The sequence below is a fragment of the Streptomyces sp. NPDC043685 genome (genome assembly GCF_056436585.1).
In genome coordinates this window covers 90,021-110,896 of the sequence record NZ_JBWKCH010000006.1, presented here as the reverse complement: position 1 = coordinate 110,896, position 20,876 = coordinate 90,021, and the positions used below count along the sequence as shown (strand labels likewise).

The window sequence follows — 20,876 nt, the reverse complement described above, 5'->3', positions numbered from 1 at the left end:
GCCGACGCGTGCACCGGCTCGCGTTCCCGGCACACGTGGGGATGGGGATACCGCCCCAGGATACGAGCCGTGCGATCAAGGCCACGGGGGACGACGGCCGGTGCCGGATCACCGGCAGACCACTGCCGGAGTAGCGCGGGGCGGGGCCAAAAGTCACTCCGGGCGAAGTCAGGTTAGGCTCACCTCTGTGAGTACGTGCTCAAGCGTCTCCCGAGACTCCGACGAGCCCGTTTCGGGAACCGCGGCCACCGCGAGGACGTGGCTGTTGCTGGAACAGCCCGGTCCGTGGGGTGCCAAGGCGCTCACTTCGAGCCACCTGGACCCCGCCCTGGGCCGTGCCCTGGAAGCGGCCGCCAAGGACACGGGCGTTCGGATCGCGCTGATCCGCCGCCCCGGGCGGCACGCGGACCGCCGCATGCCCGCCGCACGCCGGGTGTACGCGGCCCACGTCGTCCCGGGCAACGTGTGGCTGCACAGCGCCTCGACCGCGGATCCCGGGGATCTGCTCGGTCTCGACTTCGCCGCGCTCGGCCGTGGCGACCACCACACCTTCGACGCGGTGCTCGGCGGCCGGCCCCACGACGGGGATCCGCTCGCCCTCGTCTGCACCAACGGCAAGCGCGACCGCTGCTGCGCCCTCCTCGGCCGGCCCCTGGCGGCCGAGCTGGCGACGTCCGGGGTCGAGGGCGTCTGGGAGGTCACCCATCTGGGTGGCCACCGCTTCTCCCCCACCGCGCTCGTGCTGCCGTACGGATACGCCTACGGCCGGGCCGAGGCGCACTCGCTCAAGGAGGTCCTGCACGGCGCGCGCGAGGGGCGCATCGTCGTGGACGGCTGCCGGGGCAGCTCGGCATGGGAACGCCCCGGGCAGGCGGCCGAACTGGCCGTGCGCACCGCGACCGGCGAATACGGCGCCGAGACGCTGAGCGTCGTCCGGACGGTCGGCACCGCCCCGCGCTGGGAGGTGACCGTCGCCCACACCGACGGACGCCGCTGGCAGGTCGAGGTGGCCCAGAAAACGGCGCTCCCGCCCCGCCAGGAGAGCTGCGGAGCATCCGTCCTCGGCTCACCCGCGCGCATGGACGTGGTGGCGGTGCGCGAAGTGCGGTTGACGACGGCCCTGGCCGGCTGACCGCCCGGCATGCCCGCGGGCCACACCGGCCCTCCGCCCGCGAGCCGTCCGGTCCGGCACCGCGGCTCCGGAGGCCGATCACGCCCGGGCACACATTGATCTGGAGATCCGTGCCACACCGGTCTACGGCCGCCGCCCGGCCGCACGTACCGTCTTGGGTATGAGCGCCACTCCCCCCGCACGCCGTCTGCGCCTCGGCCTGCCCCGGCGGATGTTCTCGCAGGTGCTGCTGATGCAGGTGGCGATCGCCGCGGGAGTCGCGGTCCTCGCGACCGGACTGTTCCTCGCGCCTCTCGGCGACCAGCTGGACGACCAGGCGATGCGCCGCGCCCTCGCGATCGCGCAGACCACAGCGCAGCAGCCCGGGCTCGCGGACGAGGTGAGGGACACGCCTCCGTCACCGGACGGCCCGGTCCAGCAGGAGGCGGAGCGGATCCGGAAGGCGACCCGGGCCGAGTACGTCGTGGTGATGGACTGGCGGGGCGTGCGCTGGTCGCACACGGACCGCGAGCAGATCGGCGGCACCGTCTCGACCGACCCGGGCCAGGCCCTGGCCGGCAAGGAGGTCATGGAGATCGACAGCGGCACCCTGGGCCGTTCCGCCCGGGGCAAGGTGCCGCTGCGCGACAGCGACGGCACGGTCGTCGGCGCGGTCTCGGTCGGCATCGCCTACGACAGCGTCCGGGCCCGGCTGATCCACGCCATCCCGGGGCTGCTCGCGTATGCCGGCGGCGCCCTGGCCGTGGGCGCGCTGGCCGCGTGGCTCATCTCCCGGCGGGTCCAGCGGCAGACGAGGGACCTGGCCTTCTCGGACATCGCGGCGCTCCTGTCGGAACGCGAGGCGATGCTGCACGGCATCCGCGAGGGCGTCGTCGCCCTGGACCGCACCGGCCGCATCCGCCTCGTGAACGACGAGGCACAGCGCCTCCTGGGGCTCGGGGAAGTGGTGGTGGGCCGCTCCCCCGACGAGGCGCTCGGTGCGGGCCGTACGGCCGATGTGCTGGCCGGACGCGTCACCGGCACGGATCTGCTCACCGTGCGCGGACAGCGGGTGCTGGTCGCCAACCGCATGCCCACCGACGACGGAGGCGCCGTGGCGACCCTGCGCGACCGCACCGAGCTGGAGCAGCTGGGCCGCGAACTGGACTCCACCCGAGGCCTGATCGACGCCCTGCGCGCCCAGGACCACGAGCACGCCAACCGTATGCACACGCTTCTGGGCCTGCTGGAGCTGGAGATGTACGACGACGCCGTCGAGTTCGTCGGTGAGGTGGTCGGCGATCACCGGGCCACCGCGGAACAGGTCACCGAGCGGATCGAGGACCCGCTGCTCGCCGCCCTCCTGGTCGGCAAGGCCACCGTCGCGGCCGAGCGGGGTGTCGCCCTGTGGGTGTCGGACCGGACCCGGCTGCCCGACCGGCTGGTCGACCCCCAGGGCCTCGTCACCGTCGTGGGGAACCTGGTGGACAACGCCCTCGACGCCGTCGCCGGGACGCCGCACGCGCGCGTGGAGGTCGAACTGCGCGCGGAGGGACGGAAGGTGACCCTCAGGGTGCGCGACACGGGGCCGGGGATCCCGCCGGAGCACCGTGAGTTGATCTTCACCACGGGGTGGTCCACGAAGAAGCCGCCGGCCCACCGGGAGCGGGGTATCGGACTCTCCCTGGTGCGCAGGCTGGCCGAGCGGCAGGGCGGCAGCGCGACCGTCGGCGAAGCACACGGCGGGGGCGCGGAGTTCACCGTCGTCCTGCCCGAGGCGCTTTCCGAGCCGGGTCCCGGACCGGCCGCCCTGACCGTGCCGTCAGCTCCGCAGACCTCCGAGGAGGAGTCCTGATGATCGAAGTCCTGGTGGTGGACGACGACACGAGAGTCGCACGGGTCAACGCCGCCTACGTCGAGAAGGTGCCGGGCTTCCACGTCGCCGGGGAGGCCCACAGCGCCGAGGAGGCACTGCGCCGGATGGAGACCCTGCCCCGGCTGGACCTGGTGCTCCTGGACCACTATCTGCCGGACGCGACGGGACTCGCGGTCGTCCAGGAGATGCGGCGGCGCGGCCATCAGAGCGACGTGATCATGGTGACGGCGGCCCGGGACGTCTCCACCGTGCAGGCGGCGATGCGGCACGGCGCGTTGCAGTACCTGGTCAAGCCGTTCGCCTTCGCCGGTCTGCGCGCCAAGCTGGAGGCCTACGCGGAGCTGCGCCGCACCCTCGACGGCGGCGGGGAGGCGGAGCAGGCCCAGGTGGACCGCATCTTCGGCGCCCTGTCCGCGTCTTCGGAGCCGGACCTGCCCAAAGGCCACTCCCCCACCACCGCCGAGCTGGTCCGCCAGTCCCTGATGAGCGCGGACAAGCCCCTGTCCGCCCAGGAGATCGCCGAACGGACCGGGGTGAGCCGCCAGACCGCCCAGCGCTATCTGAAGCTCCTGGAGCGCACCGGACGGGCCAGGCTGACCCTCAAGTACGGCGACGCGGGCCGCCCGGAACACCGCTACGTATGGGCGACCCGCGGTTAGGGCGGCCCGCTGACGACTGGCGACAGCTCCCGACCCGACGCCGCTCCTGCCCCCGTCCTACGCCGCTCCTGCCCTGCCCTACGCCGCTCCCGCCCCGGTCAGCGACCGGACCTCGGTCTCCGCGTGCTTGGCCTCGTCCGGGACCTCCGCCGAGGTGACGGTGCCCAGCCAGCCCGCGAGGAAGCCGAAGGGGATCGAGACCAGACCTGGGTTCTGCAGCGGGAAGTACTGGAGGTCGATGCCCGGGAAGAGCGAGTCGGGGCTGCCCGAGACCACCGGGGACAGCACCACGAGCACCACGGCCGGGACCAGGCCGCCGTAGACGGCCCACACGGCACCCCGTGTGGTGAAGCCGCGCCAGAACAGGGAGTAGAGCAGCACCGGCAGGTTCGCCGACGCGGCGACGGCGAAGGCCAGACCCACCAGGAACGCCACGTTGAGATCCCGCGCCAGCAGTCCGAGCGCGATCGCCACCACGCCGACCCCGACGGCCGCGACACGGGCCACGGCCACCTCGCTGCGCGGCTTCCCGCCCCGGCGCCGCAGGGACGCGTACAGGTCGTGGGCCACGGACGCCGAGGACGCCAGCGTGATGCCGGCGACCACGGCGAGGATCGTGGCGAAGGCGACCGCGGCGACGATCGCGAAGAGAACCGTGCCGCCGGTGGATCCCGCGCCACCGCCCAGATCGAGCGCCAGCAGCGGCACCGCCGTGTTCCCGGCCGCGTTCGAGCTCCGTACCGCGTCCGGCCCCAAGACGGCGGCCGCGCCGAACCCGAGCACGATCGTCATGAGGTAGAAGCCCCCGATGAGCCCGACGGCCCAGACGACCGACCTGCGGGCGGCACGCGCGGTGGGCACGGTGTAGAACCGGGACAGGATGTGCGGCAGCCCCGCCGTGCCCAGCACCAGAGCCAGTCCCAGACTGATGAAGTCGAAGCGGGCGGTCCAGTCCCCGCCGTACTTGAGCCCCGGCGCCAGAAACGCCTGCCCGTGCCCACTGCGCTCGGCCGCCGTGAGCAGCAGCCGGTCCACGTCACCGTGGAAGCGCACCAGGACGAGGACCGTCAGCGCGATGGTGCCACCGAGCAGCAGGACGGCCTTGACGATCTGGATCCACGTGGTCGCCCGCATCCCTCCCAGCGACACGTAGATCACCATCAGCGCGCCGACCCCGATGACGGTCCAGGACCGCGCGGCCTCGCTCGTCCCCCCGAGCAGCAACGCCACCAGACTGCCGGCTCCGACCATCTGCGCCACCAGGTACAGCACGGACACCGTGACCGAGGACGTCCCCGACGCGATCCGCACCGGCCGCTCCCTCATCCGCGACGCCACGACGTCGGCGAGTGTGAACCGGCCGCAGTTGCGGACCAGTTCGGCGACCAGGAACAGCACCACCAGCCACGCCACCAGGAACCCGACGACGTACAGCAGCCCGTCGTAACCGAACAGCGCGATGAGGCCGGTGACTCCCAGGAAGGAGGCGGCCGACATGTAGTCGCCCGCGATGGCAAAACCATTCTCCATGGGGGAGAAGAGCCGCCCGCCCGCGTAGAACTCCTCCGCCGAGCCGCGCCGGTTGCGGCTGACCCACGTCGTGATCCCCAGCGTGACCGCGACGAACGCGCTGAAGAGCAGCAGCGCCAGCGTCTGGTGTTCCTCCGTCACGACCCACCACCGTTCACGCCACGCGTCAGTTCCTGGGTGTCCCAGCGCAGTTCGAGCGCGGCCCGGTCCCTGCGCAGCCGCGCGTGCCGCGCGTACGCCCAGGTCAGCAGGAACGTCGACAGGAACTGCCCGAGCCCCGCCGCCATCGCCACGTTCACCGCTCCCGCCACGGGCCGCGCCATCAGCTCCGGCGCGGTCGTGGCCGCCACGACATAGCCCAGGTACCAGACGAAGAAGGCCGCGAACCCCGGCACCACGAACCGCCGGTACCGCCTCCTCACCTCCTGGAAGGCCGCGCTGCGCTGCACCTCCAGGTACACATCGCCCGCCGCGGCCACCCGCTCGCTCTCCCCCCGCGCCGACGGGATCACCGAGGGGGCGGGTGCCCCGGCGTCGGCCGACTCGCCCCAGCCGGAGGCCAGGGCGTCGTACCAGGGATCCTCGTACCTGAGTTGTTCGGCCTCCTCGGCCGGGACCGGCTCATGGCGGTCGAGAGGATCGACCCGACTCTCCTGGCCGGTCCCGCCGCCGCGGGAACGGCCCTTGCTTGGCTGCATGCCCAAGGATGGACAGAACGGGAAGATCCCCGACTCTTCTTCCCTTTGCTCTTCACCCCATCAGGTGACTGACCTGCTGGTGGCCGCACGCGTCCCTTCGCAGTGGCGTAACGCACCGGCCGCGCCCGCCCCTTGGGGCGACGGGCCCGCAACCCCCGGCAGGGGGCTGGGCACGTCCCGTGCGAAGAGCCCCACGCGGCCGGGCCCTCCCGGGCCCGGCCGCGGTGTCACAGGCCGCCGACGTCTACGCGTCGATCCGCGACCGGTCCAGCGTCGCCGCCGAGTTGGAGATGAACTCCTTGCGCGGCGCCACGTCGTTGCCCATCAGCAGATCGAAGACCTGCTCGGCGGCCTCCAGGTCGGACAGGTTGATCCGGCGCAGGGTGCGGTGACGCGGGTCCATCGTGGTCTCGGCCAGCTGGTCGGCGTCCATCTCACCGAGACCCTTGTAGCGCTGGATGGAGTCCTTGTAACGGATGCCCTTGCTCTGGAACTCCATGAGCGTGTCGCGCAGTTCGCGGTCCGAGTACGTGTAGACGTACTTGTCCTGGCCCTTCTTCGGCTGGACGATCTCGATGCGGTGCAGCGGCGGCACCGCCGCGAAGACCCGGCCGGCCTCGACCATGGGCCGCATGTAGCGGTGGAACAGGGTCAGGAGCAGGGTGCGGATGTGCGAACCGTCGACATCGGCGTCGGTCATCATGATGATCTTGCCGTAGCGGGCCGCGTCGATGTCGAAGGTCCGGCCCGAGCCGGCTCCTATGACCTGGATGATCGCGCCGCACTCGACGTTCTTCAGCATGTCCGTCACGGACGACTTCTGCACGTTGAGGATCTTGCCCCGGATCGGCAGCAGCGCCTGGAACTCGGAGTTCCGGGCGAGCTTCGCCGTGCCGAGCGCGGAGTCGCCCTCGACGATGAACAGCTCGCTGCGGTCGACGTCGTCACTGCGGCAGTCGGCGAGCTTGGCCGGCAGGGAGGAGGACTCCAGGGCCGTCTTGCGGCGCTGCGCGTCCTTGTGCTGCCGGGCGGCGATACGCGTCCTGGCCGCGGCGACGGCCTTCTCCATGACGACACGGGCCTGCTGGGCGGCGTCCCGCTTGGTGGACGTGAGGAACGCCTTCAGTTCCTTCGAGACCACGTTGTTCACGATGCGGCGGGCCGCCGAGGTCCCGAGGACCTCCTTGGTCTGCCCCTCGAACTGCGGCTCGGCGAGACGCACGGTGACGACCGCGGTCAGGCCCTCCAGGGCGTCGTCCTTGACGATGTCGTCCTCGGCGACACGCAGCAGCTTCTTGGCGCGCAGCACCTCGTTCATCGTCTTGGCGACGGCCTGCTCGAAGCCCGCGACGTGGGTGCCGCCCTTGGGCGTGGCGATGATGTTGACGAACGACCGGAGCGTGGTGTCGTAGCCCGTCCCCCAGCGCAGCGCCACGTCGACGCCGAGCTCGCGGGTGACCTCGGTGGGCGTCATCTGCCCGTGGTCGTCCAGGACGGGGACGGTCTCCTTGAAGGTGCCCTGCCCGGAGAAGCGCAGGACGTCGCAGACCGGCTTGTCGTTCGCCAGGTACTCGCAGAACTCGCTGATCCCGCCGTCGAAGCGGAACGACTCCTCACCCTTGCTGCCGCCCTCACCGAGCCCGTACTCGTCGCGCACGACGATGGTCAGGCCGGGCACCAGGAACGCCGTCTGGCGGGCGCGCTGGTGCAGCGTCTCCAGGTTGAGCTTGGCGTCCTTGAGGAAGATCTGGCGATCGGCCCAGTACCGCACGCGCGTGCCGGTGCGGCTCTTCGGGATCTTCTTGGCCTTGCGCAGGCCGCTCTTGGCCTCGAACTTCGACTCCGGGCTGTTTCCGGCGAAGGCGCCGGGGACACCGCGCCGGAAGCTGATCGCGTGGGTGTGCCCGTTGCGGTCCACCTCGACGTCCAGCCGGGCGGACAGGGCGTTCACCACGGAGGCGCCGACGCCGTGCAGACCGCCGGAGGCGGCGTACGAGCCACCGCCGAACTTTCCGCCGGCGTGCAGCTTGGTCATGACGACCTCGACACCGGAGAGGCCGGTCTTGGGCTCGACGTCGATCGGGATGCCCCGGCCGTTGTCCCGGACCTCGACGGAGCCGTCGTCCTGGAGGATCACCTCGATGTGGTCGCAGTATCCGCCGAGGGCCTCGTCGACGGAGTTGTCGATGATCTCCCAGACGCAGTGCATCAAGCCACGGCTGTCGGTGGATCCGATGTACATACCCGGGCGCTTGCGGACGGCCTCGAGCCCCTCGAGGACGAGCAGGTGCCGCGCGGTGTAGTTGGAACCGTCCCGGTCTGCTCCTGCCAGCAGAGCTGTGGACGGCACGGACGTCTCGGCGGTCACGCGGTTCGCTCCTCGCTGAATTTCAGATGGGGCCCTCATGGGTAAGGGCGCGGCTTCAGTCACCGGTGAGAGGGTACCGAGGCCTGGTAGAGCCGTTGTAACGCCACCCTCGTCGGAAACTCACCCTAGTCCAGACTCGCATGTACGTTCGATCCCTTGATGGAGTGAAGCACACATCACGTTCCCTTCCAGGCATGAACCATTTAGGCTCCGGGCACGTCCTCATGAACAACCGGCAACCCAGCCGGGAGGACCGACCACCGATACGACGCGAAGCCCCGTAAGACACATAGACACGCAATACGGCACATTCGCCGCCAACCGGCAGCAGACAGCCGCCTCGCAAGATTCTTTCGAGGAAAAGCCACGAGCGGGAACGTTTTGGGGCTGGTTGGATGTTGACCCTGGTACGACAGCTCGTCGAGCTAGAGAAGAGGCGACGTGACTACTGTTCTGACCCCCGCGAGCCCGCTGACGGCCGCTGATCGTTGCGACCGCTGCGGCGCCCAGGCGTACCTGCGCGTCGTACTGCTCAGCGGCGGCGAACTGCTCTTCTGCGCCCACCACGGCCGCAAGTTCGAGCCGGAACTCAAGAAGATCGCCGCTGAGATACAGGACGAGACGGAGCGACTCACGGCCGCTCCCGCGAACGCCGCCGAAGAAGAGCGCTGACACCTCGCGTCCGACGACGAGCCAGCCCGGCACAGGCCGGTGAACGGGCGGTTGCCTCTGGTCACCAGAGGCAACCGCCCTTCCTCGTCCCCCAGGCCGGCCTCATGCTCCGTCGGACGCCTCACACACCGTCCGTGGCTCGTGTCCAGCCGAGCGTCCGCACGATGTCGGACACCCGCATGTACACCCCGGGGTTGCCTGCCCGTCCGCAGCCGATCCCCCAGGACACCAGCCCGATCAACCGCCCCTGAGCCACCAGCGGCCCTCCGCTGTCCCCCTGGCAGGCATCGCGGCCCCCTTCGACCTCCCCGGCGCAGAGCATGCTCCTGGCGTCGTAGGTACCGTCGGCGCCGCCCGAATACGCCTGCTCGCACAGCGTGTCCGGAAGCACACGCACCCGCGCCGCCCGCAGACCGCTCGGGTACTCCCCCGCGCCCGAGATGTCGCCCCAGCCGTACACCGTCGCGGTTTCGCCGGCCGCGTACGCGGGGTCACCGTCGGCGGCCATGGGGATGACCGAGTCGCCGGGCAGCGGCTGCGCCAGGGTGAGCACGGCGAAGTCCCCGGCGTTGGTGAGACCGTCGTAAGCCGGGTTGACCCAGGTGCGGCGCACGGCGATCTCCTGGCCCGCGCTGCCCGTGAGCAGGTCGGTGCGCCCCGCTATGACCTTGAGATCCCGCACCCGCTCCGGCGGCCCGCCGAGGACACCCTCGTCCAGGCAGTGGGCCGCGGTGAGCACGGTGGTGGGGCCGACCACAGCGCCGCCGCAGAACTGGCCCGCGCGCGTACCCCCGAACCGGTCACGACTGGACAGGGCCACCGTCCACGGGCTCTGGGACACCTCGATGGGAAACCCGCCTATGACCACGCTGTCGGCGGCCACAGGGGCGCTGGAGCCCATTGATATGACGGATCCGGCGGCTGCCAGGGCCAGCGACAGGCCCACAGCTCGTGCCAGTCGGCGACGCATACGCTCTCCTCACTCCGTGGTGTCCGTGAGACACCCAGAGTGATCCACCTCGCCGGACCCCGCACCCGCGGCGGGACAGCACCGCGAAGGCCCGGCCCCCGAGGGGGGCCGGGCCTTCAGCGTCGTACGACCGTGTTTAGTCCAGGTAGTCGCGCAGCACCTGCGAACGCGACGGGTGGCGCAGCTTCGACATGGTCTTGGACTCGATCTGACGGATCCGCTCACGCGTGACGCCGTAGACCTTGCCGATCTCGTCGAGGGTCTTCGGCTGACCGTCGGTGAGACCGAAGCGCATCGAGACGACGCCCGCCTCGCGCTCGGACAGGGTGTCCAGGACCGAGTGCAGCTGCTCCTGGAGCAGCGTGAAGCTCACCGCGTCGGCCGGGACGACGGCCTCGGAGTCCTCGATGAGGTCACCGAACTCGCTGTCGCCGTCCTCGCCCAGCGGGGTGTGCAGCGAGATGGGCTCGCGGCCGTACTTCTGGACCTCGATGACCTTCTCCGGGGTCATGTCGAGTTCCTTGGCCAGCTCCTCCGGGGTGGGCTCGCGGCCCAGGTCCTGGAGCATCTGACGCTGGACGCGCGCCAGCTTGTTGATGACCTCGACCATGTGCACCGGGATACGGATGGTGCGGGCCTGGTCGGCCATGGCGCGGGTGATCGCCTGACGGATCCACCAGGTGGCGTACGTGGAGAACTTGTAGCCCTTGGTGTAGTCGAACTTCTCGACCGCGCGGATCAGACCGAGGTTGCCCTCCTGGATGAGGTCCAGGAAGAGCATGCCGCGGCCGGTGTAGCGCTTGGCCAGGGAGACCACCAGACGGAGGTTGGCCTCCAGCAGGTGGTTCTTGGCGCGGCGGCCGTCCTCGGCGATGATCTCCAGCTCACGCTTGAGCTTGGGGGCGAGCTTGTCGGCGTTGGCCAGCTTGTCCTCGGCGAACAGACCCGCCTCGATGCGCTTGGCGAGCTCGACCTCCTGCTCGGCGTTGAGCAGGGGGACCTTGCCGATCTGCTTGAGGTAGTCCTTGACCGGGTCGGCGGTGGCACCCGCGGCGGCGACCTGCTGCGCCGGCGCGTCGTCCTCGTCCTCGTCGGAGAGCACGAAGCCCGCGTTCTCGGGGGTGCCCTCGGGCTCCTCACCGGCCTTGCCGGGGGCTGCCTCCTCGAGCACCTCCTCCTCGAGGATCTCGGCGTCGTCCTTCTTGGCGCTGGTCTTCTTGGCCGCCGTCTTCTTGGCGACGGTCTTCTTCGCGGCCGCCTTCTTGGCGGTCGTCTTCTTGGCAGCCGCCTTCTTGGCGGGCGCCTCCTCCTCGACGGCGGACTCGGTGGCGGGCGCCGCCGGCGTGGCGGTGGCGGTGGCCTTCCGGGTGGTCACCGCCTTGGCCGCGACCGTCTTGGTGGCGGTGCGCTTGGCGGGGCTCTTCGCTGCGACGCTCTTTCGGGTGCGCTTGGGCTCTGCGGCACTGACCATCAGCGTCACACCCTCTTCCTCGAGGATCTGGTTGAGGCTGCGCAGTACGTTCTTCCACTGAGTGGCCGGAATCTGGTCAGCTTCGAAGGCCCGACGCACGTCATCGCCGGCGATCTGCCCCTCAGCCTTTCCCCGCTCAATGAGCGCCATGACAGAGACGGACTCGGCGATCTCCGGCGGGAGCGTACGGGATGTGCTGGCCGACACGAACAACCTCTCGGAACGTTGGAAAACGGCTTCCGGCCCCGTCCACGGAGGGACAGGAGCCGACCGCCGGCTTGGGGATGGGCCGACGGTGCGGGCGGGGGCCGGGAAGATGCACAGCGCCGTGTACGGCGTCCGTATTCCCTCCGCGGCTGTCACCTCTTAGGTCATCGCGTTCTTCCCGGGAGTGTTACGCCCAATCTGCGTGGCCCGAGTCACACCCCGTAAGCGAACAAAAACGGTCAGACGCTGACATAAGAGGTCAGACGTGATGGCGACCGGGCCGTCCCGTCGGGTTCCTGCCCCCTCGCGCCGTCGGACCCCGCGAGATCACAAGGATCCCACGGGGTCCGACGGGAGGCGGATCACCGAACAGGCACTGCCACAGGAGGGGGGTGGCACACCCGGCCGCGCCGCCCGCGGAACGGGTTCAGTGCTCGCGCGGGGCGGGTACGACCCGTTCCACCTCGGGGTGGACCGTGAGGAGTTGCCGCATGGCCGCCTCGGCCGCCGCCCCGTCGCCGGCGGCGAGGGCGTCACAGATGCGGCCGTGGTGCGCCAGGGACGCGTCGTTCGGCCGGTCACAGCCCGTGACCGGACTGCCGGAGACATGCAGGGCCGCGGACACGATCCCGGACAGGTGTTCCAGCATGCGGTTGCCCGCGACCTGGATGAGCAGCGAGTGGAACTCGGAATCGGCGCGGGAGAAGGTGAGCGCATCACCCTGGGTCATCGCATGCCCCATGATCTCGACCATGTCCGCCAGGCGCTGCTGGACGTCCTCGCGCCCGTGCCCGGCGGCGAGGCGGGCGGCCAGCGGCTCGATCGTCCACCGCAGCTCGCTCAGCTCGCGGCGCTGGTCGTCGCGCTGCGGCCCGTAAGCCCGCCACTCGATGATGTCCGGGTCCAGGAGGTTCCAGTCACTGACGGGACGCACGCGCGTACCGACGTTCGGACGGGCGCTCACCAGGCCCTTGGCCTCCAGGACGCGCAGCGACTCGCGGACGACGGTGCGGGAGACCTCGAAACGCTGGCCGATCTCCTCGGGCACCAGCGGGCGGTCGGCGCCCAGGTCGCCGGAGACGATCATCTGGCCCAGCTGCTGAACGAGTTGGCCGTGCAGCCCGCGCCCGCGGCTGCCCGCGGCGCGTCGGCCCACACGGCCGAGCTCGGGGTCCGCGCCCTCCCAGGCAGGGATCCCGACGCGGTCGACGGCGGGCGCCTCCGCGTACGGGTAGCGGTCGAGTTCGCCCGGGCTCGCGAGGCCGGAGTCAGCGGAGCGGGCGGCGGTCATCATGGTGTGCGCAAGGGTACTCACGCATCCTTTGTCGGCGCCCTCTCCAACTCCCTTGAGGTCTTTGGTGAAAAGCACACGAAAGGGTGATCGCTCACCCCGTCGCAATTGACGCCTTATCGGAAAGAAATGGGCGCTCTGCGGGGAGTTGTGCGCATGGCCGGACTAAGGGTCACGGACAGTCGTCACCGGAACCGGCTGCGCAGGGTGGTGAGGAGATACGCGCAGAGCAGCGCGGTCAGCGACAACGTCAGGGCCCCGCCCACAGGTTGGGAGACCACCGCGAAGACGGCCTCCAGGTAGTGCTCACCCCCGAAGGGCCAGCGCGGCAGCAGGGCTTCCCGCAGCCGCATGGGCAGGCCGGCCGCGGTTCGCACGGACGGTCCCTCTACGAGCTTGTGCACGACGGGCACGACGAGGAGGGGGACGGCGGCCACGGCGGCGAGGCCGGCCGTGGTCGACCGGAAGACACCGGCGGCCAGTACGCCGGCCCAGGCGCAGCCGATCACGAGCCCGAGCCAATTCGCACTCAGGGAGACCCAGTCCGCGGGAACCTGGGCCAGCTCCGGTCCGTAGACGAGATAGAGCACTTCGGCGTCGCAGCCGACGGTGAGGGCGGCCAGCAGCAGCGCGCTGACCGAGGAGACGAGCAGTTTGGCGGCCAGCAGCCCCAGCCGGCGGGGGACGGTGCCGCGGTCCGCGGCCAGGGCGGGGTGCCGGAACTCGTCACCGAAGGCCAGCGCGCCGAGCAGTCCCGCGCCGAGTGCCGCGGGCGGCAGGGGGAGCTCCCGCGGCCAGGCGGCCAGCAGGCGCGGCTGCGGGGTGTGCCCGATGCGCGCGAGTACGACGGCGGTCACGGCGGACACGACGAGAACGACCGCGCCGGTCAGGAACCCGGTGCCGATCCCGGTGGCCCGCCGGATCTCGTAGCGGAGGGGACGCAGGGGGCTGGGAGCGGGGCGCACCGAGATGGGGGGCGGGAGAGGGGGCAGGGCGTCGAGTGTGCGGATCGCGCGAGCGGCGGGAGGGCGGGGCGCCCGGAGCGGGGAGGGTGTGATCTCCGCCGGTGGAGTCTCGCTCGCGTGGCCGGCCGGGTTTCCGTCCGGAACCCGGTGCGACGGCTCGGCGGGCGGCAGCGGCTGCCCGTGGAGGGGCAGGTGCGCGTCCTTGACAGGCGTCGGCGCGTCCGGGAGGGGTTGCTGTCGGAGGGCGGGAAGCGGTTCGAGGGCGGGAGGCGGTTCGAGCGTGGGGCGCGTTGCCAGTTCGGGGCGCGGTTCTAGTGCGGGAGGCGGTTCGGTGGTGGGACGCGGTTCGAGCGCGGGGTGGGGTTCATCCGTGGAATGCACTTCGAGTGCGGAACGGGGCTCCGGCGTGGGACCGGGTTCGAGCACGGGATGCGGATCGGGCGAGAGGCGGGGTTCAAGCGGGGAGTGGGGCTCCAAGACGGGACGCGGTGCGTGCGGGGGGCGTGGCTCGGTCGTGTCAGGCTCCGCCGGGTCTGTCGCGGCCGGCCGCGACGGGTCGAGAGGCAGTGCGAGTCGCCCGGACCGGAGCGCGGGGGCCGAGTGGCCGGTGTCAGAAGCGTGCCCTGGCTCCACGAGGCCTTCGCCCCAGTGCCCTCTTGCCTGAGTGAGGCTCGCCCCGGGGCCCATGTCGCCGATCTCGTCGGCCAGTTGGTGGACGACGATGCCGTGACGGAACGCGATCTCACCGACGTCCGCGCAGGTACCGCCGTACACGGAAAGGCGGTTGCCGCCCTCTCGGACGACCTCCAGGGAGCGCTGCGAGGTACGTGCCTGTTTGGCCAGGAGAGCGGCCAGACGGGCCGCGTGCGGGCTGCGTACGGCGACACGGGGGCGTAGGCGGGTGCGCGAGAACTCCGCGGCCTCCTGGTCGGCCACGAGCCTGCCCTGTTCCAGGGTGACGACGCGATCGGCGGTGCGGGCGGCGCCCTTGGGGTCGGCCGTGGTGAACAGGACGGTGCCGCCCTGGGCGGCGTGGGCGCGCAACATGCCGTGCAACCAAGCGCTCTCCCGCGCGGAAAGCCCGTCGGCCGGGTCGTCGAGCACGAGGGTGTGGGGGTCGGCCAGGAGCACGCAGGCCAGGCCGAGACGGCGGTCCATGCCACGGGACAGGGCGCCGAGACGTTCCTCGCGCAGGCTCACGAGCCCGACAGCTTCGAGGACTTCGTCGGCCCGCCTGACCGAAACCCCGGCCGCGGCGCACAACATGCGCAGATGACCGCGGACCGTGCGGGCGGGATGGCCGGGCACATCGCCCAGCAGTACGCCGACCTCGCGCGAGGGGTGGGCGATGCGATGCAGGGGGCGGCCCCGGAAGTGGGTGATGCCACGCCCCTGTTGGAGTTCGAGCATGAGTCTGAGGACCGTCGTCTTGCCGGCGCCCGGTGCTCCGAGCAGCGCGGTGATGCGGCCCGCCCGCGCCTCGAAAGAGACGTCATCGGCTGCGGGCGGAAGCTCTTTGCGGGGGTTGCTGGTCAGTCCGAAGGCCTGGATCACTCACAGCAAGATAGCGCGCTATGTCCGTTTTTTCGGGCATCCCGAGACTCCCCTCGGGCAGGGACGTCTCCTGGACCGGCCTGCGGACGAACCGGTTTGCGGACGGGCCGAGGTCCCCGCCCCCGCCCGTCACACCTCGGGACGCAGCATCGGTGGGTTGAGCAGCGTCGCACCGCCGGCCCGGAAGAGCTGGGCCGGGCGTCCGCCCTGACGCGTGGTCGTCCCACCGGTGGGCACGAGGAACCCGGGTGTGCCGGTGACCTTGCGATGGAAGTTGCGCGGGTCCAGTGCCACGCCCCACACCGCCTCGTAGACCCGGCGCAGTTCCCCGACGGTGAATTCGGGCGGGCAGAAGGCAGTGGCGAGCGAGGAGTACTCGATCTTGGAGCGGGCGCGTTCCACCCCGTCCGCCAGGATCTGGGCGTGGTCGAAGGCCAGTGGCGCGACCGGCTCGGTGGCATGCCCGTAACCGCCCTGTCGCAGCAGTTCCTCGACCGGAGCCCAGCGCGCGTTGCTGGCGTCTCCGCCCGCCCTGGGCGCCGGCAGGTCGGGAGCGAGAGCGAGGTGGGCGACGCTGACGACCCTCATCCTGGGGTCCCGCTCGGGGTCGCCGTAGGTGGCGAGCTGCTCCAGATGTGCGCCGTTGTCCTGGGCCGGGACGGACGGGTCGTGGACGCGCAGTCCGGTCTCCTCGGCCAGCTCGCGTGCCGCCGCCTGGGCCAGGTCCTCGTCGGCCCGTACGAAGCCACCGGGCAGCGCCCAACGCCCCTGGAACGGCGGTTCGCCCCTGCGTACCGCCAGCGCGCACAGGGCATGGCGGCGCACGGTCAGCACGACCAAGTCCACGGTGACGGCGAAGGGCGGAAACGCTGACGGGTCGTAGGGCATGCGGCGATCATAGTCGTCTGCCTGACGATAAACACTCCTTTCACTGGTCGCTTCGCTTACTGATCCGCTGCGGCCCGGCAAGGGTTCTGCTGTCTTGCCACTGATCCGGGGGCGGCACATCGCCGCAGGTCACACGCCCAGTTGAAGCCCGTCCGCTGCCTCCTCCACCATGGCGAGCCCCAGTCGGCTGACCCGGACGGAGAACGGGGCGCCCGCCACCCGCAGACCTGTGAAGCCGACCTCGCCGAGGGGTGCCCCGCGCACCGGGCGCAGCGTCACCGTCCCGGCCGGGGCATCGGGACGGATGCCGGCGAGGGTGGTCAGCAGCAGGACTCCACCGGCCGCCGCCGTGGCCGCGGGGCGGCAGGCCGCCGGGTGCGGGAGCGGGGCGCTCCCCTCCGTGCGCTGCTCCCCCGCGTACATCTCGGGCAGCCGGTGTGTGAAGGCCTCGGCCGCCGCGAGCACTCCACGCAGCAGCGAACTCGCCTCCTTCTCGTAGCCGGCCGCGGCCAGTCCCGCGACGGCCAGCGCCGTCTCGTGGATCCGTACGGCTCCGGTGCGATGGCCGAACGGATTGAAACCCGGCTCCTTCGCGCCCAGTCCGCGCAGGCCCCATCCCGAGTCCATGAGCGGGCTGCCGAGCAGGCGGGCGAGGTGCTCCGTCTGGACCTTGTCGAGCAGGCCCGGCGCAGGCTCACCGCCGCCCAACAGGCCTGTGTCGAGGAGGTGCACGGCGGACGCGCCCAGGTGAGGCACGAGATCGCCGTCCCGGGCACGGGCCGCCGCGGGCCGGCCGCCTCCGCGGTCCTCGAGCCAGAAATCCTTGCGAAACCGGGTCCTCAGCGCTTGCGCCCACTGCCGGAGTTCCGCTCCACCTGCCCGGCCGCAGCCGTCGAGCAGGTCGGCGCCGAGCACGGCGGCGCGGTGGGCGTGGGCCTGTGTGTCGCAGCGGACGAGACCGCCCGGGTTCGGGTCCGGCAGGTACGTGCCGTCACCCACGGTCTTCCGCAGCCAGGCCAGACAGCGCTCGGCGGCGGGCAGCAGCGCGTCCGTCTCCTGCTCGGGGAGGCCCCAGCGGCGGGCCTCGGCGAGCAGGGCGGGGAAGAGCAGAGTGGCCTCGGTGCCGGTGCACTGCGGTGGGAGGTGCGGTCCCGCGTCCCGCAGCGGACCGGGAATCATGCCGGACTGCGCTGTGGGACCCGTCATCTGGGTCCGGGCGAGGGTCCGCAGCGTTCCCGCGGCCAGGCCGGTGCCCAGCGACAGCACCATGCGGGCGGCCACGAGCGCGTCGGCGGGGGCGAGACCGCAGCGCCAGGGCGCTCCGGCCGCGAGGTGGGTGTCGGCTGGGTTCGCGGAGTCGCGCAGGAGGAGGGCCTGAAGATCCTCGATGCTGGTGCGCAGGAGGGCGGGGACTCTGGGATCGTCGCCCTCCGCGCACGCGGCCGCGAGGGGGCTGGTCGCCGCCCGGCCCGCGGCACGCAGGGGCCCGGCGCCGTCCGGCCGCACCCGCAGTTCGATGGTTCTGCTGCCACCGGGCGGCAGGTCGACCTCCCAGCGCAGCAGCCCGGCCGAGGCCAGGGCGTCCGCGGGAGGAGGTTCGGCCGTGACGGTCGCGTTGCCGGTGGCGCAGGACCAGCGCAGCCCGGAGCCATGGACACTGGCAGTGAGTTCGGGTCCCGCTTTGCCGGAGGCGATCGCCCCGAGGTCGGCCAGGTCGGTCCCCAGCACGATCTCCATCGGCAGACGGAGCGGGCGGGGCACCGCGTTGTGCAAAGTGATCCGTTCCGTGCCGTCCGCGAAGCGGTTGCGCTCCACGATCACCTCGGGGTCCGGCCCCGCCTGTGGGGAGGTGCGCAGCGTGCCGACGAACCTGGCCCGGTCGGCCGAGGCCATCCGTGCCTGCACCGCGAGGGGTTCTCGTCCGGCCACGCGGATCTCGCACCGGGAGAGCACGCGTCGGCCCGCACGGTAGAACCCCTCCAGCCCACGGCCGGCCATCTGGCCCTTCTCGGTCGAGATGGCGAGGCCGGGGAGGGCGATTCCGATCATCACGGTGTGGGCGGGTGGCAGGTCGGCGGACCCGCGCAGCCCGGGGCCCGTGGCGCCCCGGGGAGGGGGCGAGGGCGGATACGTCGCCGGGAACGGCCTTCGCCCCTGGGGGAAGGACGCCGGCGCCGAGCCGTGGTCCGGACCCGGCCCGGGCCGACGATTCTGATCCGTCCACCGAGGCGACGACCGCCCCGGACCCGGTGACGAGGGCGGGCCCGAATCGGGTCCGGTCGGCGAAGGGGCATGTGGCCCACTGCCCGGGGAGCTCTGCCCGTAGCCGTCGCTCCGGGTCGCTGGACGCGGCGCGGCGACCTGGTCTCCGGCGGGTGGATCCCCAGCCCGGGCTGGGGCGGGACCCGGGCCGAGGGACGGTTGAGGCCCGCCCTGGAGGCGGCGGTCATCGGCAGCGGAGGAGGGCGGAGTCGGCTGTTGCATAGGAGGGCTTCCTCTGCGCTCTGTGCGCCTCGTTCGGGTTCGGCGCCGGTGGCGGGGGGCTCCGGCGGGGCGGGGGCCGTGCGGCGTCACGGCCTCTCCAGCCGTTCCGCCACTCAGGTGAACGGCGTGAGCGTCCTCCGAGTCACGCCCGTGACCCGGCGCCCTGCGCCTCGACGCCGCCCGGCTAGGGCTCACTCCTCTGCGTCCGGTCCGCGGCCGGACTGCCCGCTTTCCTGGTCCGCTCGCCTGCCCGGCACGGCCGTCGTATTCGGCGCACCTGCGCGGGTGCGGCCCCTGCGGACGCTGCCGGGCCGGGTGACGTCGGCCGTCATCGGACGCCCCGGACGCGTACCTGTCTCAGCGGCACCGGAGAAGCGTTTGGCAGCCGCCGGTGTGCGCCGACGGGGAGCTTGCGCGCCCTGGTCACCGGCTTCCACGCTCGTACGGTTGGGGGCCGCGCCGGTAGAGCCGGCGGAGCGAAAGCGGCGACGCCTGCGGGATGGCGGGGCTGCCGATGCGGGCTGGTGGCTGGGTCCGAACTCGGGCGGCGCCCCTGCTTGTGTGCGGGTGTCGTTCGGCCCGACATCCTTCGGCGCCTCTGCCTGTGTAAGGGTGCCGTTCGGCTCGGCGTCGCGCGGCACCTCTACCCGGGCCGTCTCGTCACTCGGCTCACACTTCGCTGACACCGCCTCCCGCGCGGGATCGCCCCTCACCTCGAGCTCGGGCGCCGTGGCGGCCCCGCTGCGCCCATCCGGCATGTCACCGTCCGCCAGCGGCTCCAGGACATCGGTCACCACGCCCCCACGGTCCTTGCGCCCCGCTCGCAGGCAGCTGCGGATCGCCTCCGGGTCGAGGCCCTCGTTGCAAGCCTGGTGCAGGAGGCGGGCGAAGAGGTAATCGGGATCGGCACCCAGGGCCATGGCGAGAGCTTCCCGGGCCTCCAGTTCGTCGCCGGTGGACCAGGCGACCCAGCCGGCGAGGGTGAGCGGTGCCGCGGCATGTTCGCCGTACGGCCCGACGCAGCGTCGGGCCAGCGTCCGCCAGAGGCGAAGGGCGGGTGCGGCCTCGTCGCCCTCCATCCACTCGGCCGCACGGTCACGGGTCGCTCGGTCCTGGAGCCCGAGGATCAGCCGGGCCGCCTCGTCACACCCGAGCAGTTCATCGTCACGAAGGTCAGCCAGCAGCGTGCCGGAGACAGGCTGTGCCTCGGCGAAGCGCTTCAGGGTCTGCCCGGCGAGATACAGCGTTTCGTCTGCCACCGCGGCGCGGCCCACGTCGTCGAGGATCCTCGGCACGAGCGCCATGCTGGCGGTGTCCAGAGCCGTTTCCTGCTCGAGTGCCGCGGCGTTCTCCCAGGGCAGCAGCCGCGCCCGGAGCTCTCGCAGGGTGCCGCGCACCTGGATGCCGGCATACGTGGCCGCTGCGGCCAGCACCGAGGTGCCGGGCAGGCCCATGGGGGCTCCCTCGGGGGAGCAGCATGCCGCGTTGTCGCAGCAGTAGGACCAGTAACGGCCATCCGAGATGCACAGCGCCTCGACCACCACCACGTCCATGGAGCCACACTCGACACGCAACCTCTGGGCCAGGGGCCGCAGGCGCTCCATCACCTGCCGGCCGGTCTCGCCCTTCTCCGGTTCCTGGCACAGGAACGCGACCATCGACTCGGGCCGGGCCCCTCGGCGCTCGCTGCCCCTCACGAGGCCTTGGGACAGCTGCCGGGCGGCGGAGGGCCAGTCGTCCGCGTTCGCCGGGATGCCGAGCCGGGCCCGGCCGCCGAACCGCCCTCGTCCGTCCCTGTCGTGCAGCGCGACCAGGACGATGCTGTCCTCGGGCCGGTAGCCGAGCAGGTAAGGGAGGGCGTCGGCCAATTCGGACGGGGTGCGCAGGGTGACCTGGTGTTCTCCGCCGTGACTGTCGTACGCGGGGCTGGGGGTGTCCGGCCCGGACGCGTGACGCCCCTTGTTCTTCTGCGCTCCGGTCTGGTGCCCGCCCTGCGTCTCAGACCCGCTGATGTCACCGTTCTCAGGGGATCCGGTCGTTTCGCTGTGGTTCGTCATGCGAAGACGATCTCGCGGAACGAAACCCTCCGCTTGCCCCTGTGGATAAGTCCGATCAGGGACACGTCACCCAGG

At 71.7% G+C, this 20,876-nt stretch carries 14 protein-coding genes; 4 read left to right on the top strand and 10 right to left on the bottom strand.

Annotated features, from left to right (window positions below):
* Positions 1 to 187: 187 nt before the first annotated feature.
* From AC0665_RS20690 to AC0665_RS20680, 3 genes are all read left to right on the top strand, one after another.
* Positions 188 to 1,132 carry a sucrase ferredoxin gene (locus tag AC0665_RS20690; protein ID WP_478510911.1) on the top strand — a complete coding sequence of 315 codons (945 nt, stop codon included), beginning with the start codon at positions 188 to 190 and terminating at the stop codon, positions 1,130 to 1,132.
* A gap of 160 nt (positions 1,133 to 1,292) precedes the next feature.
* Entirely contained in the window at positions 1,293 to 2,966 is a 1,674-nt protein-coding gene (locus AC0665_RS20685) for a sensor histidine kinase (protein ID WP_478510912.1), read from the top strand.
* Complete coding sequence (locus tag AC0665_RS20680) at positions 2,966 to 3,646, top strand: response regulator (protein ID WP_363121735.1); 681 nt, start codon at positions 2,966 to 2,968, stop codon at positions 3,644 to 3,646. Before AC0665_RS20685 ends, AC0665_RS20680 begins: the two co-directional genes overlap by 1 nt.
* A gap of 78 nt (positions 3,647 to 3,724) precedes the next feature.
* On the opposite strand, the gene AC0665_RS20675 is transcribed toward AC0665_RS20680, so the two are convergent.
* The 3 genes from AC0665_RS20675 to AC0665_RS20665 form a co-directional block, all read right to left on the bottom strand.
* Entirely contained in the window at positions 3,725 to 5,317 is a 1,593-nt protein-coding gene (locus tag AC0665_RS20675) for a solute symporter family protein (RefSeq protein WP_478705531.1), read from the bottom strand.
* The gene (locus AC0665_RS20670; protein ID WP_478604474.1) at positions 5,314 to 5,874 is read right to left on the bottom strand and encodes a DUF485 domain-containing protein; all 561 of its coding nucleotides are present in this window, start codon (positions 5,872 to 5,874) and stop codon (positions 5,314 to 5,316) included. Before AC0665_RS20670 ends, AC0665_RS20675 begins: the two co-directional genes overlap by 4 nt.
* 244 nt (positions 5,875 to 6,118) lie before the next feature.
* The gene (locus AC0665_RS20665) at positions 6,119 to 8,242 is read right to left on the bottom strand and encodes a DNA gyrase/topoisomerase IV subunit B (RefSeq protein ID WP_468402509.1); all 2,124 of its coding nucleotides are present in this window, start codon (positions 8,240 to 8,242) and stop codon (positions 6,119 to 6,121) included.
* Between the two features lie 441 nt (positions 8,243 to 8,683).
* Here AC0665_RS20665 and AC0665_RS20660 point away from each other — a divergent pair, with 441 nt between their 5' ends.
* Positions 8,684 to 8,914, top strand: coding sequence for a DUF7455 domain-containing protein (locus AC0665_RS20660; RefSeq protein ID WP_363121731.1), 231 nt, complete (start codon positions 8,684 to 8,686; stop codon positions 8,912 to 8,914).
* A gap of 121 nt (positions 8,915 to 9,035) precedes the next feature.
* Here AC0665_RS20660 and AC0665_RS20655 read toward each other — a convergent pair whose 3' ends face one another.
* The 7 genes from AC0665_RS20655 to AC0665_RS20625 form a co-directional block, all read right to left on the bottom strand.
* Positions 9,036 to 9,884, bottom strand: coding sequence for a S1 family peptidase (locus tag AC0665_RS20655; RefSeq protein ID WP_478705530.1), 849 nt, complete (start codon positions 9,882 to 9,884; stop codon positions 9,036 to 9,038).
* Between the two features lie 136 nt (positions 9,885 to 10,020).
* Positions 10,021 to 11,562, bottom strand: a complete 1,542-nt coding sequence (locus AC0665_RS20650; protein ID WP_468402505.1) for an RNA polymerase sigma factor — start codon at positions 11,560 to 11,562, stop codon at positions 10,021 to 10,023.
* A 427-nt stretch (positions 11,563 to 11,989) separates the two neighbouring features.
* Positions 11,990 to 12,877: a FadR/GntR family transcriptional regulator gene (locus AC0665_RS20645; RefSeq protein ID WP_363121728.1), complete on the bottom strand. Its 888-nt coding sequence runs from the start codon at positions 12,875 to 12,877 to the stop codon at positions 11,990 to 11,992.
* 161 nt (positions 12,878 to 13,038) lie between these two features.
* Positions 13,039 to 15,372, bottom strand: coding sequence for an ATP-binding cassette domain-containing protein (locus tag AC0665_RS20640; protein WP_478705529.1), 2,334 nt, complete (start codon positions 15,370 to 15,372; stop codon positions 13,039 to 13,041).
* A gap of 129 nt (positions 15,373 to 15,501) precedes the next feature.
* Positions 15,502 to 16,260 (bottom strand): NUDIX hydrolase, encoded by a 759-nt coding sequence (locus AC0665_RS20635; protein WP_478705528.1) that lies wholly within the window; start codon positions 16,258 to 16,260, stop codon positions 15,502 to 15,504.
* Between the two features lie 129 nt (positions 16,261 to 16,389).
* Positions 16,390 to 18,309: a glycogen debranching N-terminal domain-containing protein gene (locus AC0665_RS20630; protein ID WP_478604621.1), complete on the bottom strand. Its 1,920-nt coding sequence runs from the start codon at positions 18,307 to 18,309 to the stop codon at positions 16,390 to 16,392.
* A gap of 626 nt (positions 18,310 to 18,935) precedes the next feature.
* The gene (locus AC0665_RS20625) at positions 18,936 to 20,801 is read right to left on the bottom strand and encodes a DUF4192 domain-containing protein (RefSeq protein WP_478705527.1); all 1,866 of its coding nucleotides are present in this window, start codon (positions 20,799 to 20,801) and stop codon (positions 18,936 to 18,938) included.
* Positions 20,802 to 20,876: the final 75 nt, after the last annotated feature.

Excerpts from the sequence above, each read along its gene's own strand:
- AC0665_RS20680 (WP_363121735.1), top strand. The coding sequence starts at position 2,966 with ATGATCGAAGTCCTGGTGGTGGACGACGACACGAGAGTCGCACGGGTC.
- AC0665_RS20635 (WP_478705528.1), bottom strand. The coding sequence starts at position 16,260 with ATGCCCTACGACCCGTCAGCGTTTCCGCCCTTCGCCGTCACCGTGGAC.
- AC0665_RS20625 (WP_478705527.1), bottom strand. The coding sequence starts at position 20,801 with ATGACGAACCACAGCGAAACGACCGGATCCCCTGAGAACGGTGACATC.
- AC0665_RS20685 (WP_478510912.1), top strand. The coding sequence starts at position 1,293 with ATGAGCGCCACTCCCCCCGCACGCCGTCTGCGCCTCGGCCTGCCCCGG.
- AC0665_RS20670 (WP_478604474.1), bottom strand. The coding sequence starts at position 5,874 with ATGCAGCCAAGCAAGGGCCGTTCCCGCGGCGGCGGGACCGGCCAGGAG.
- AC0665_RS20630 (WP_478604621.1), bottom strand. The coding sequence starts at position 18,309 with ATGATCGGAATCGCCCTCCCCGGCCTCGCCATCTCGACCGAGAAGGGC.
- AC0665_RS20655 (WP_478705530.1), bottom strand. The coding sequence starts at position 9,884 with ATGCGTCGCCGACTGGCACGAGCTGTGGGCCTGTCGCTGGCCCTGGCA.